Here is a 12,355-nt window from a genome sequence, read left to right as displayed (position 1 = left end):
CCGCAGGATGCGCTGACGCAGCAGCGCAGGATGAAAAAAAGGATCAGCGGGTGAACTTGCCGTCCTTGCTAAACATGAGTAAATCGACAAACTTGCCTGAGCTGTGCTCGCGCGGCGACAGCCGGATGGGGTAGCCGCCCAAGCTGGTCTGCATGTTCTCCATGGCCTGGATCAGGCCAGCACGCGTGGGGTGAGGCCCCGCACGACGCAGCGCCTCGACCAAGAATTTGGCCGACAGGAAGCCTTCCATCTGGCTGAAGGTCAGCTCCTCAATGCCTTGCGCCCGGGCCAGGCGCTGAAACTCGCGCGACAGCTCCAGCTTGGCCGACCAGGGCGAGGGCACCACCTGCGACACCACCACACCGCGGGCACGTTCGCCCAGGCCCTGCACCAGCTGCACGTTGCTGATGACCGACAGCACGTAGAACAGGGTATGCCGCCCGGATGCCTGGTAGGCCGCAATAAAGTCCACGCTGGGCTTGCCCGCGCTGATGACGATGATGGCCTGTGGGTTGTGCTGCCCGACCTCGGCCACGGCCTGCGCCAGGTTTGCACCGGCAACATCCAGGGGGGCGCTGGCCAGCAGCTGGATACCCAGCGCCTGGGCCGAGGCCTGCAGTGCCGCCAATCCGCCCGTGCCGAACGGATTGTCTAGGTACACCGCAGCCACCCTGCGCAGGCCCACGGAGGCCAGGTGCCCGATCATGGCGTGCAGCTCGGTGGCATAGCCCGCCTTGATGTTGAACACGTAGCGCAAGCCCGGCTTGCGCAACTCCTCCGAACCGGTGAACGGCGCAATCAGCGGCACGCCGGTTTGTTCGGCCAGGGCCATGCCCGCCAGCGCAGGCGGCGTGCCGGCGTATTGAAACAGCGCCAGCACTTTGGCGTCTTCGATGAAGTGGCGGGTGTTAGCCTCGGCCCTTTTCGGGTCGTAGGCATCATCGAGCGCCAGCACGCGGATCTTGCGTCCATGCACTCCGCCCTGGGCATTGACGTGATCGAAATACAGGCTGGCGCCCTGGCGCACTTCCCGGGTGATGCCTTCCAGCGGGCCAGAGAGCTGGCACGACTGGCCCAGCAGGATTTCCGTATCGGTCACACCGGGAGTGCTGGCCCCCTGCGCACGCACCAGGGGGGTGCCCAACAGACACAGCAGTGCAGCCAGGCCGCGACGACGCTGTAGAACCACGAACCGTCTCCTTGAAAAAACATGCCGCCGCAACCGGTGTGCAGCACGCAGCAATGAAGGCCAAAAAACTATTGATTCAGTAGCCTTCAGCGCTTGTTAAACAATGTTTTTAAAGACAAATAACCATAAAAATAATGCTCATGAAGCGCTTGAAGCTATTGAATTAATAGAAATTTACTCAAGCAGATGCTGCCGGCTCCCTGTGTGCATTCGCACCCATGCCCAGGTAGGTGTCGATGATGCGCCGGTCGTTAAGTAGGTCCTGCGCATCGCCGGACAGGGCCACGGCCCCCATCTCCAGCACATAGGCGCGATCCGCCACCTGCAGGGCGGCGCGGGCGTTCTGCTCGACCAGTAGCACCGACACGCCATGGCGGCGCAGCGAGGCCACCACTTGCAGCACTTCGCGCGTGATGAGCGGGGCCAGGCCCAGCGAGGGCTCGTCCAACATCAGCAGGCGCGGGCGCGCCATCAGCGCGCGGCCAATGGCCAGCATCTGGCGCTCACCGCCCGACAGCGTGGACGAGATCTGCAAACGCCGCTCGCCCAGGCGCGGGAAGATGTCGAACACTTCTTGCATGCGCTGCGCCTGGTCGCGCTGGCCACGGCGCCAGCGCGAAAAGCCGCCCAGCAGCAGGTTGTCCTCGATGGTCATCTCGCCAAACAGCTCGCGCTTTTCCGGCACCAGGCCGATGCCGTGCGCCACCATGGTCTCCACGCTGGGACGGGCAATGTGCTGGCCTTCCCAGCTGATGCTGCCCTTGGAGGGCAGCAGCCCCATGGCGGCACTGAGCAGCGTGGTCTTGCCCGCGCCATTGGGGCCGATGACGGTGACGATCTCACCTTCGTGCACATCCAGATTCACCTCGTGCACGGCTTCCACCGGGCCGTAGGAAACGCAGATGCCCTGCAACTGCAGCAAAGGGGTACGTGGTGTGGCTGTGCTCATTTGGTGATCCCCGCTGCCAGGTCGTCGGCACCGCCCAGGTAGGCGTCCAGCACGCGCTGGTTGTTTTGAATTTCCGTCGGCGTGCCTGTCGCAATCACGGTGCCAAATTCGAGCACGGTGATGCGGTCGGCCAGGTTCATGACGAACTCCATATCGTGCTCCACCACCAGAATGCCCAGGCCTTCGGCGCGCAGTTGCGTGAGCAAGTCGGCCAGGGCGCGTTTTTCCAGGTGGCGCAGACCGGCAGCGGGTTCATCCAGCAGCAGCACCGCAGGTTGACCGGCCAGGGCGCGGGCAATTTCCACAATGCGTTGCTGGCCCAGCGCCAGCGAGGCGGCGGGCACATCGGCAAACTCGCCCAGGCCACAGCGCTCGATCTGGCGACGTGCTTCGGCCAGCAAGGCGGCCTCTTCGCCACGGTCCAGACGCAGCATGGAAGCAATCCAGCCCTTGTGCGCGCGGCGGTGCGCGCCCAAAGCGACGTTTTCCACCACGCTGCGCTGACCCAGCAGGCGCACGTGCTGGAAGGTGCGGCCCAGCCCCAGTGCGGCAAAGTCGCGCGAGGGGCTCTTGCCCATGACCTTGTCCATGAGGCGCACATCGCCCTCGGTGGGATCGTCCACGCCCGAGATCATGTTGAAGAACGTGCTCTTGCCCGCGCCGTTGGGGCCAATCAGGGCATGCACCTCACCGGCTTGGATGCTCATGGAAACATCGTTGTTGGCCACCAAACCGCCAAAGCGCTTGGTCACGTTTTTGGCTTCCAAAATCACCGAGCCACTGGCAGGCAAGGTGTGCTGTTCCAGGACGACTGCGCTCTTGGCTGGGGACACTTTGCTGGGGCGCAGCAAGCGGCTAGACAGGCGCTGCAGCGTGGGCCACATGCCGTCGGCAAAGCGTTGCAACACAAAGATCATCAGCAGGCCAAAGACCACCACCTCAAAGTTGCCGCTGGTGCCCAGCAGCGAGGGCAGCACGTCTTGCAGCTTTTGCTTGAGCAGGGTGATCACCGTGGCACCCAGTACCGCGCCCCACAGGTGGCCAGCGCCACCGACCACGGCCATGAACAGGTATTCAATACCGATGTTCAGATTGAAGGGCGATGGATTGACGAAGCGCTGCATGTGCGCATACAGCCAGCCGGACACCGCCGCCAGCAAGGCAGCGAGCACGAACAGCTTGATGCGGTAGTGCGCGGTATCGACACCCATGGACTCGGCCATGACGCGCCCCCCCTTGAGGGCACGAATAGCGCGGCCTTCGCGCGAATCGAGCAGGTTGTGCATCAGCCACATCGACACCAGCAGTACGCCCCAAATGAGCACGCCCAGCACGCGTGGATCGGCCAGGGAGTAACCTGCAATCGTCAAGGGTGGCACGCCGGTAATGCCCGTTTGCCCCCCGAGGAACTGCATGTTGCCAAACAGGTAGTACAGGCTCAGGCTCCAGGCAATCGTACACAGCGGCAGGTAGTGGCCCGAGAGCTTAAGCGTGACCGACCCCAGCGCCCAAGCGACGATGAAGGTCAGCCCCAAACCCAGCACCAGGCCTACCCAGGGCAGGCCGCCCATGCCAACCCAGCCACTGAGCGCTTGCACCGCCGCTGGCGAGGTGCAGGCCCAAGCGGTGGCGTAAGCGCCAATACCCACAAACGCAGCTTGGCCAAACGAGGTCATGCCGCCCACGCCGGTGAGCATGACCAGCCCCACGGCAACGATGGAGTACAGGCCAATGTAGCTCATCACCACCACGGTAAATTCGGGCAAAAATCCCCAGGTGATGGCCAGCAGCGCCACGGCCAAGGCGGTGAGCTGCGTGCGCGTGAGCAGGCCCGACACCGCTGCAGAAGCCGACGCGACGGCAGAAGCGGTCGATGGAGTTGAAGTAGGCGCGCTCATTCCTCGTCCTCCACATGGCGGCTGTTGAGCGAACGCCACCACAGCACCGGAATAATCAGTGTGAACACCAAAACCTCTTTGTAGGCACTGGCCCAAAAGGATGAAAACGATTCCAGCTGGCCCACCAGCAAAGCGCCCAGCAGCGCCAACGGATAGCTGGCCAGCCCGCCCACAATGGCGGCCACGAAGCCTTTGAGACCAATCAAAAAGCCAGTGTCGTAGTACACCGTGGTCAGAGGTGCGATCAGCAGACCCGAGACCGCGCCAATCAGCGCCGCCAAGGCAAAGCTAACGTCGCCCGACAGGTCGGTCGGAATTCCCATCAAACGCGCACCCACACGGTTGATAGCAGTGGCACGCAGTGCCTTGCCCACCATGGAGCGCTCGAAAAACACAAACAGCAGCAGCACCAGCACCAGCGTCACGCCCAGCACGACCAGGGACTGACCGGAAATCATCATGGAGCCCAGCTCAAAACGCGCCTCAGAAAACGGCGTCGTGCGTGAGCCTTCAGCACCAAAGAACAGCAAGCCTGCGCCCACCAGCACGCCGTGCAACGCGACCGCCACAATCAGCAAAATCAGCACCGAGGCATCGGCCAGAGGGCGGAACACCAAGCGGTACAACAGCGGCCCCAGCGGGGTGATGAGCAGCAGCGTGGTCAGCGCCTGCAGCCACATCGCCTCGGGGCGCACGGCCAGCACCAGGACTGCGGCCAGCGCAGGCAGGGCCACGGACCAGAACAGCGTGGCGAACCAGTTGACGCCCTCGCCCTTCTTCCAGCGCCAGCCCTCCACGGCCAGCACGGCCAGGGCCAGCCCCAGCAGCAGCCACAGGGTGGCCGGTGTGCCGCCAGCCTGCAGCATGACCATGCTGAGGGCACCAAAGGCCACAAACTCCCCCTGCGGAATGAAGATCACGCGGGTGACGGAAAACACCAGGACCAGTGACAGCGCCATCAGGCCGTACACGGCACCGTTGACGATGCCGTCCTGCCCCAGCAACAGGGCAATCTGGAAATCCATATTCGTCTTTCTTTCTGCAATCCAAACAGCCCCAGGGCCGGAGTCGGCCCGGGGAACACGCGGTTCATGGATCAGCCTGCATGGCCCCTACCGCCCCACCCCGAAAAGGGGGTGCTCAGGCGGCAGAGTCACCATCAGGGCTGGTATTTCCAGGTGCCGTTTTCAATTTTCACCATCACACTGGCGCGCTGATCCAAGCCCAAGTGGTCGGTGGGCGACATGGTGAAGATGCCGTGTGCACCGGGCACCTCCTTGAGATTTTCCAGCGCGTCGCGCATGGCCGCGCGGAACTCTGGCGTGCCGGGTTTGGCTTTTTTCAGGGCCTCAGGCACAGCAGCGGCCATGAGCACACCGGTGTCCCAGCCGTGCGCGCCAAAGGTGGAGACACTGCCTTTGCCATGGGCCGCCTCATAGGCTTTGACGTAGGCCACGGCAGAGGCTTTGACCGGGTGGCTGTCAGGCAGCTGCTCGGCCACCAGCACAGGGCCTGCAGGCAGCAGCGTGCCTTCCACGTCTTTACCGCCCACGCGCAGGAAGTCGGCGTTGGCCACGCCATGGGTTTGGTAATACTTGCCAGCAAACCCACGCTCTTTCAGCGCTTTTTGCGGCAGGGCAGCGGGCGTGCCCGAGCCGGCGATCAGGATGGCATCGGGCTTGGCGGCCATGATCTTGAGCACTTGGCCCGTCACCGACGTATCAGTGCGGCTGTAGCGCTCGTTGGCCACAATTTTCAGCTTCTTGAGCTCAGCAGCCTTGGCAAATTCGCCGTACCAACCTTCGCCGTAGGCATCAGAAAAGCCGATGAAGGCCACCGTCTTAGCCCCCGAAGTGGCCATGTGCTCGGCAATGGCCAGCGACATCATGATGTCGTTTTGCGGGGTCTTGAACACCCACTTGCGCTTGTCGTCCATGGGCTCGACGATGCGCGCCGAAGCAGCCATGGAGATCATGGGCGTCTTGGTTTCGGCGGCCACGTCGATCATGGCCAAGGAGACCGGCGAGGTGCTCGAACCCAGCACGATATCCACCTTGTTTTCGCTGATGAGCTTGCGCGTATTGGACACACCATTGGTGGTGTCCGAGGCATCATCGAGCACGATGTAATTGATCTTCTCGCCCGCGATTTCCTTGGGCATCAGGGCAATGGTGTTTTTCTCGGGGATGCCGAGCGAGGCCGCAGGGCCGGTGGCCGAAACGGTCACGCCGACGTTGATGTCGGCCAGGGCCAGGCCGCTGGCGGCTAGCAGGCTGGCCGCAGCCAGGGCAGAGAGGGTCAGTCGTTTTGTCATCGTTGTCTCCTTGGTGGTGGTAGTAGTGGTGGTGGAAAAATCAAAAAACAACGCCAGCGGCAGTAGGTGCGCCGCTGACGGCTCAGGCGCGTTCCAGCGCCAGGGCAATACCCTGGCCCACGCCAATGCACATCGTCGCCAGGGCGCGGCGGCCCCCGGTACGCTCCAGTTGGCGCAAGGCCGTCAATGCCAGGCGGGCCCCCGAAGCACCCAGGGGGTGACCCAGGGCGATCGCCCCACCATTGGGATTGACGTGCGGCGCATCGTCGGGCAGGCCCAGCTGGCGCAGCACCGCCAGCCCTTGCGCGGCAAAGGCTTCGTTCAGTTCGATGGTGTCCAGGCTGTCCAGCGACCAGCCGATGCGCTCCAGCAGCTTCTGCGTGGCCGGGGCTGGGCCAATGCCCATGATGCGGGGGGCCACGCCTGCGGTCGCCATGCCGACGATGCGCCCACGCGGGGTGAGCTGGTAGCGCTGGAGCGCCGCGTCGGAGGCCAGTAGCAGGGCGCAGGCGCCGTCGTTCACGCCGGAGGCATTGCCGGCGGTGACCGAACCATCCGGGCGCACCACACCCTTGAGGCGGGCAAGCTGTTCGGCGGTGGTTTCCGGGCGGGGGTGTTCATCCTCGCGCACCACGACGGGGTCGCCCTTGCGCCGGGGAATGGTGACGGGGACGATCTCGCCCTCAAAAAATCCCGCGTCCTGCGCGGCCTTGCAGCGCTGCTGCGAGCGCAGCGCCAGCGCGTCCTGGTCGGCGCGGGCGATGCCGAAGTCCTGCGCCACGTTCTCTGCCGTCTCGGGCATGGAGTCGATGCCGTACTGCGCCTTCATCAGGGGATTGACGAAGCGCCAGCCGATGGTGGTGTCCTCGATGCGGGCGCTGCGCGAGAAGGCGCTGTCGGCCTTGCCGACGACGAAGGGCGCCCGCGTCATGCTTTCCACGCCGCCGGCGATCATCAGATCGGCTTCCCCGGCGCGGATGGCACGGGCCGCCATGCCGATGGTGTCCAGCCCCGAGCCGCACAGGCGGTTGACAGTGCCGCCGGGCACGTCAACAGGCAGCCCCGCCAGCAGCGCCACCATGCGGGCCACGTTGCGGTTGTCCTCCCCGGCCTGGTTGGCGCAGCCGTAGAGCACGTCGTCGATCGCGCTCCAGTCCACGGTAGGGTTGCGTTCCATCAGGGCGCGCAGGGGAATGGCACCCAGGTCGTCCGTGCGGACATCCGCCAGGGCGCCGCCGTAGCGGCCAAAGGGCGTGCGCACGCCATCGACGATCCATGCGTTCATTTGCGTCATGTATTTGCTTTCGTAGGAGAAGGGGGGGATGAAGCGGGCGAGGCGGTGACCGTTGCAGGCCGACGCACTGCCGCAGCACCGCCGAAAAAAAGGTCGGTCACGATGGGTGCCATGTCCTCGTAGCTGAGTGCGCCGTCAGGGCGAAACCACGTGAACATCCAGTTGATCATGCCGAATAGCAGCATGGTGGTGGGCTTGGACAGGTGCGTTTGGCCCAGGTACGGCCACAACGCTTCCACGGTGCTGGAAAACTCGCGGGTGACCTGCCGTTCGAAACCCAGGATGCGGGTCTGGTCGGCTTCGGTAAGGAATTTGATGTCCTCGATCAGCACACGGTGGGCGTGCTGGGCCTGGGCGTATTCGATGACGAAGCGGCGGATCAGCTCGCGCAACCGCGCCTCGGGCTCCAGCTCCAGCTCGGCCACTTCGCTGACCAGGGCCTGCAGGCGCACGATGTGGTTTTCCGCGATGTTCACCAACAGGTCGTACTTGTCGCGAAAGTAGTGGTACAGGGCGGGCTTGGACAGGCCGCAGGCTTCGGCCACGCCATTCATAGACGTGGCCGAGTAGCCGCGCTGGGCAAACAGTTCGGCAGCGTGCAGCAAGATCAGCTCGCGCTGGTCTTCGTATCCGGATGAGCGTCCTCGGGCCATGGTGGTATTCCTCCTTCGTTTCTCTCAAGGGTGCCTAGGCGCAGGAATGCGCCCGGGCGTGCCAAATGCACTACGAATATAGTGGCCAGCCATTAGCTGAAAAGCGCTTGCCGCTACGATTCTTGAGAAATTAAAGCAAGACATGGATCAGCCTTAGCGTTCATCGAAGGACAGCACGACCTGCGGTGTCAGGGGACGGCACTGGCAGGTAAGCACGAAACCGGCCTCCACCTCATTCTTGTCCAGGGCAAAGTTGCGCTCCATGCGCACCTCGCCTTCCACACACTTGGCGCGGCAGGTGCCGCACACGCCGGAGGTACACGAGAACGGCACTTCCAGGCCAGCAGCCGAGGCAGCGTCCAAGATGCTGGGCATCTCTTTGCTAAAGCTGAATTCGCGCTTGAGGCCATCGCGCACGATGGTGATTTGCGCACGTTCAGCATCACCCTCTTGCGCTTGGTGCACCGCCGCACCCACCTGCCCAGCCGCCGACAAGGCCACGCCAAAGCGCTCGATGTGGATGCGCTCTTCAGGCACGCCTGCAGCCAGCAACGCAGCCTGGGCTTCGTCGTTCATCTGGAACGGGCCGCACACGAACACTTCGCTGATTTGCTCTGGCTGCACCACGCTGCGCAGGAAGTCACCCACTTTTTCGCGGTTCATCAAGCCCATGTTGATGGGCGCTTCAGTGTCTTCACCAGAGAACACATGGTGCAGGGCCACGCGCGTGAGGTAGCGGTTTTTCAGGTCTTCCAGCTCCTCTTTGAACATGGTGGACTGCAGCGTACGGTTGGCGTACAGCAGCGTAAAGCGGCTGAGGGGCTCGCGCGCCAGGGCCGTTTTCATGATCGAGAGGATGGGCGTAATGCCGCTGCCACCGGCCACCGCCAGGTAGTGGCGCTGCGAGGCGGGGTCCAGGGGCACGTAAAAACGGCCTTGGGGGGCCATCACCTGAATGGTGTCGCCCACTTTCAGGCGGCTGTGAATCCAGTTGGAAAACAGCCCGCCGTTCACACGGCGCACGCCCACGCGCAGGTGGGCATCGTCCACGGCAGCGCAGATGGAGTAGGAGCGGCGCACGTCTTGGCCGTCAATGGTGGTGCGCAGCGTGAGGTACTGGCCTTGGATGAAGCCAAACACCTGGCGCAGCTCGGGCGGCACCTCAAAGGAGACGATGACCGCCTCGGCGGTATCCGGTTCGATAGCGCATACGCGCAAGGGATGAAAGGAAACGCTCATGACAATGGCTTTATCAAATAGGCTTGAAATGCTCGAACGGCTCGCGGCAGTCCAGGCAACGGTGCAGCGCCTTGCAGGCGGTGGCTCCAAAGGCGGACAGGCGCTCGGTGTGCGTACTGGCGCAGTGCGGGCACGGCACGGCCGGGGCAGCGCGGCGCGGCATAAAGCGCACGGGCACGCCCTGGCTGGCATCCACCGGGCCGGGGGGCGCAATGCCGTAGGCACGCAATTTCTCGCGGCCTTCGGCGCTGATCCAGTCGGTCGTCCAGGCGGGTGCGCGCTGCAAGGTGACCTGGGCCGGGCCCAGGCCTGCGGCGCTGATGGCGGCCAGTACGTCAGATTCGATCACCTCGGTGGCTGGGCAGCCGCTGTAGGTGGGCGTGAGCACCACGTCGAGCACACCGTTCTCTAGCAAGCGCACATCGCGCACGATGCCCAGGTCATACAGCGAGACGGCGGGCACCTCGGGGTCGGGCACGCTGTGCAGCACTTGGCGGGCGTGCGCGATGCGGTCACCCCCTGGCTCCAGCACCACGACAGGCACTGCAGGAGCTTGCAAGGGCGTGAGTTCGGGCAAGGTCACCACACACCTCCGGGGTAGCTGCGCTGCAGGTACTGCATTTCCGCCAGCAGGTAGCCCATGTGCTCGCTATGGCGGCCCAGCCTGCCAGTACTGCGGAACCGGCCCGCTTGCGCGGGCAGCTCCAGGTCGGCGGCGGCCAGCATCTGGCGCACGTCGTCGAGCCAATCGGCCTCGACATCGGCCCAGCGCGGGCCAAGGCGGCTGACATGGGCGTGTTCGTCCACGGCATCCGGCACAAAGAGTTCCGTGGTGTAGGGCCACAGGCTGTCTAGCGCCTGCTGCATCCGGCGGCGCGATTCGGGCGTGCCGTCACCCAGGCGCACAACCCAGTCACCCGCGTGCTGTTGGTGGTAGCGCGCTTCTTTCACGGCCTTGCCCGCAATGGCGGCCAATTCGGCATCGCTGGAATCCTGCAGGCATTGCCACAGGTGCTTGAGCAGCGTGGCCAGCAGTGCGTTGCGCAAGGTGGTGAAGGCGAAGTCACCCCTGGGCAGCTCGGCAATGGTCGGGTTGCAGTAATCGGCCTCGTTGCGCAGGAAAGCCAGCTGGTCTTCGTCATGGCCACGGCCATCGACCCGGCCGGCGTGGGTGAGCACGGCGCGGGCCTGGCCAATCAAGTCCAGCGCCATGTTGGACAGGGCGACATCTTCCTCGAGGATGGGGGCGTGGCCGCACCATTCGCCAATGCGCTGGCCCAGAATCAGGCAGGTGTCGCCCAGGCGCAGCAGGTAGCGAAACGCGGGATCGGTACCAATTCGAATACTTTGCATAAATCAGTGCTCCCGGCTTACATGTGGTTCACGGCCTGGGGCAGGACGTAGAACGTGGGGTGGCGGTACACCTTGTCTTCAGCGGGGTCGAAGTACATGTCTTTGTCTGCCGGGTCGCTGGCCACGATTTGCTCGGAGCGCACCACCCAGACGCTGGTGCCTTCTTGGCGGCGGGTGTAAACGTCACGGGCCATTTGCACGGCCATCTTGGCGTCGGCGGCGTGCAGGCTGCCGCAGTGCTTGTGGTCCAGGCCCGCTTTGCTGCGGACAAAGACTTCCCACAGAGGCCATTCGGTAGCAGTGGCAGGGTTGGTGGTGGGGGTAGAAGTGCTCATAAAACAATCTCGTTTATTCAAATTTAATATCTGCTTGCGCTTATCTGCAAATAATTTCAACGCTATTTATATAAAAAATCTTTATTTTTAGGCCGCTAACAGCTCTTGTTTTTCTATCTTTGCTGCATGGACCAACGCCGCTTCGCGCACCCAAGCGCCGTCTTCCCAGGCTTTGACGCGGGCGCTCAAGCGCTCGCGGTTGCAGGGGCCGTCGCCGCCCACGACTTGCCAGAATTCCGACCAATCAATGGCACCAAAGTCAAAGTGCTGGCGTGCTTCGTTCCACTTCAGATCAGGGTCGGGCAGCTCCACGCCCAGCACCTTGGCTTGGGGCACGGTGGCATCGACAAATTTCTGGCGCAGGTCGTCGTTGGAGATGCGCTTGATGCCCCAGCGCATGGACAGGGCGCTGTTGGGCGACTGGTCGTCTGGCGGGCCGAACATCATTAGCGACGGCCACCACCAGCGGTTCACGGCGTCTTGCACCATGGCACGCTGGGCATCGGTGCCTTTTTGCATCATCACCAGCAGTGCGTCGTAGCCCTGGCGTTGGTGGAAGCTTTCTTCACGGCAGATGCGCACCATGGCACGCGCGTAGGGTGCGTAGGAGCAGCGGCAAATCGGCACCTGGTTCATGATGGCGGCACCATCGACCAGCCAGCCAATCACGCCCACATCGGCCCAGGTGAGCGTGGGGTAGTTGAAGATGGAGCTGTACTTGGCGCGGCCCGTGTGCAGCGCGTCGAGCATTTCGTCGCGGCTGGTGCCCAGGGTCTCGGCAGCCGAATACAGGTACAGGCCATGGCCGCCTTCGTCCTGGATTTTGGCCAGCAAGATGGCCTTGCGCTTGAGCGTGGGCGCACGCGTCACCCAGTTGCCCTCGGGCAACATGCCGACGATTTCCGAGTGCGCGTGCTGGCTGATCTGGCGCACCAGGGTTTTGCGGTAGTGCTCGGGCATCCAGTCTTTGGCTTCAATGAAGTCGCCCGCGTCAATGCGCGCGTCGAAACGCTCTTGCAATTGCAGCTCTTCAGCGCTGCGCAACACGGGAGCTTGGGGGCTTTCTTTGCCCATGGTGTCCATGGCTTGGGTGTACATGGTCTTCCTCTTACAACGATCAAACAATCAACA

The 12,355-nt window shown here is 63.5% G+C and carries 12 protein-coding genes; all 12 read right to left on the bottom strand.

Features of this window, described 5'->3' with window-relative positions; all coding sequences use genetic code 11:
• Positions 1 to 43 precede the first annotated feature (43 nt).
• The 12 genes from J1777_RS01610 to paaA all read right to left on the bottom strand — a co-directional run bounded on the left by J1777_RS01610 (position 44) and on the right by paaA (position 12,322).
• Complete coding sequence (locus J1777_RS01610; protein ID WP_207574083.1) at positions 44 to 1,189, bottom strand: ABC transporter substrate-binding protein; 1,146 nt, start codon at positions 1,187 to 1,189, stop codon at positions 44 to 46.
• Between the two features lie 178 nt (positions 1,190 to 1,367).
• Positions 1,368 to 2,138 carry an ABC transporter ATP-binding protein gene (locus J1777_RS01605; protein WP_207574082.1) on the bottom strand — a complete coding sequence of 257 codons (771 nt, stop codon included), beginning with the start codon at positions 2,136 to 2,138 and terminating at the stop codon, positions 1,368 to 1,370.
• A complete protein-coding gene (locus tag J1777_RS01600; protein ID WP_207574081.1) occupies positions 2,135 to 4,036 on the bottom strand; it encodes a branched-chain amino acid ABC transporter ATP-binding protein/permease in 1,902 nt (633 codons plus the stop codon). Before J1777_RS01600 ends, J1777_RS01605 begins: the two co-directional genes overlap by 4 nt.
• Complete coding sequence (locus J1777_RS01595; protein ID WP_207574080.1) at positions 4,033 to 5,061, bottom strand: branched-chain amino acid ABC transporter permease; 1,029 nt, start codon at positions 5,059 to 5,061, stop codon at positions 4,033 to 4,035. The genes J1777_RS01600 and J1777_RS01595 overlap by 4 nt, the downstream gene beginning before the upstream one ends.
• 134 nt (positions 5,062 to 5,195) lie before the next feature.
• Positions 5,196 to 6,350, bottom strand: coding sequence for an ABC transporter substrate-binding protein (locus J1777_RS01590; protein WP_207574079.1), 1,155 nt, complete (start codon positions 6,348 to 6,350; stop codon positions 5,196 to 5,198).
• 82 nt (positions 6,351 to 6,432) lie between these two features.
• The gene (gene pcaF / locus J1777_RS01585) at positions 6,433 to 7,635 is read right to left on the bottom strand and encodes a 3-oxoadipyl-CoA thiolase (RefSeq protein ID WP_207574115.1); all 1,203 of its coding nucleotides are present in this window, start codon (positions 7,633 to 7,635) and stop codon (positions 6,433 to 6,435) included.
• A gap of 5 nt (positions 7,636 to 7,640) precedes the next feature.
• A complete protein-coding gene (locus J1777_RS01580; protein WP_207574078.1) occupies positions 7,641 to 8,297 on the bottom strand; it encodes a TetR/AcrR family transcriptional regulator in 657 nt (218 codons plus the stop codon).
• Positions 8,298 to 8,450: 153 nt separating this feature from the next.
• Positions 8,451 to 9,536, bottom strand: coding sequence for a 1,2-phenylacetyl-CoA epoxidase subunit PaaE (paaE, locus tag J1777_RS01575; RefSeq protein ID WP_207574077.1), 1,086 nt, complete (start codon positions 9,534 to 9,536; stop codon positions 8,451 to 8,453).
• A gap of 13 nt (positions 9,537 to 9,549) precedes the next feature.
• Entirely contained in the window at positions 9,550 to 10,095 is a 546-nt protein-coding gene (paaD, locus tag J1777_RS01570; protein ID WP_423220529.1) for a 1,2-phenylacetyl-CoA epoxidase subunit PaaD, read from the bottom strand.
• Between the two features lie 20 nt (positions 10,096 to 10,115).
• Positions 10,116 to 10,889 carry a 1,2-phenylacetyl-CoA epoxidase subunit PaaC gene (gene paaC, locus J1777_RS01565; protein WP_207574076.1) on the bottom strand — a complete coding sequence of 258 codons (774 nt, stop codon included), beginning with the start codon at positions 10,887 to 10,889 and terminating at the stop codon, positions 10,116 to 10,118.
• A gap of 17 nt (positions 10,890 to 10,906) precedes the next feature.
• Positions 10,907 to 11,224: a 1,2-phenylacetyl-CoA epoxidase subunit PaaB gene (gene paaB / locus J1777_RS01560; RefSeq protein WP_207574075.1), complete on the bottom strand. Its 318-nt coding sequence runs from the start codon at positions 11,222 to 11,224 to the stop codon at positions 10,907 to 10,909.
• Positions 11,225 to 11,311: 87 nt separating this feature from the next.
• Positions 11,312 to 12,322: a 1,2-phenylacetyl-CoA epoxidase subunit PaaA gene (paaA, locus tag J1777_RS01555; protein ID WP_207574074.1), complete on the bottom strand. Its 1,011-nt coding sequence runs from the start codon at positions 12,320 to 12,322 to the stop codon at positions 11,312 to 11,314.
• Positions 12,323 to 12,355: the final 33 nt, after the last annotated feature.

The organism is Comamonas denitrificans, assembly GCF_017368815.1.
GTDB classification, from domain to species: domain Bacteria; phylum Pseudomonadota; class Gammaproteobacteria; order Burkholderiales; family Burkholderiaceae_C; genus Comamonas; species Comamonas denitrificans.
Note: the sequence above shows the minus strand (reverse complement) of the source record. Positions and strands in the feature narration are given on the sequence as shown.

Bases quoted from the DNA above. Each gene is read 5' to 3' on its own strand.
- J1777_RS01605 (WP_207574082.1), bottom strand. From the start codon at position 2,138: ATGAGCACAGCCACACCACGTACCCCTTTGCTGCAGTTGCAGGGCATC.
- J1777_RS01600 (WP_207574081.1), bottom strand. From the start codon at position 4,036: ATGAGCGCGCCTACTTCAACTCCATCGACCGCTTCTGCCGTCGCGTCG.
- J1777_RS01595 (WP_207574080.1), bottom strand. From the start codon at position 5,061: ATGGATTTCCAGATTGCCCTGTTGCTGGGGCAGGACGGCATCGTCAAC.
- J1777_RS01590 (WP_207574079.1), bottom strand. From the start codon at position 6,350: ATGACAAAACGACTGACCCTCTCTGCCCTGGCTGCGGCCAGCCTGCTA.
- pcaF (WP_207574115.1), bottom strand. From the start codon at position 7,635: ATGAACGCATGGATCGTCGATGGCGTGCGCACGCCCTTTGGCCGCTAC.
- J1777_RS01580 (WP_207574078.1), bottom strand. From the start codon at position 8,297: ATGGCCCGAGGACGCTCATCCGGATACGAAGACCAGCGCGAGCTGATC.
- paaE (WP_207574077.1), bottom strand. From the start codon at position 9,536: ATGAGCGTTTCCTTTCATCCCTTGCGCGTATGCGCTATCGAACCGGAT.
- paaC (WP_207574076.1), bottom strand. From the start codon at position 10,889: ATGCAAAGTATTCGAATTGGTACCGATCCCGCGTTTCGCTACCTGCTG.
- paaB (WP_207574075.1), bottom strand. From the start codon at position 11,224: ATGAGCACTTCTACCCCCACCACCAACCCTGCCACTGCTACCGAATGG.
- paaA (WP_207574074.1), bottom strand. From the start codon at position 12,322: ATGTACACCCAAGCCATGGACACCATGGGCAAAGAAAGCCCCCAAGCT.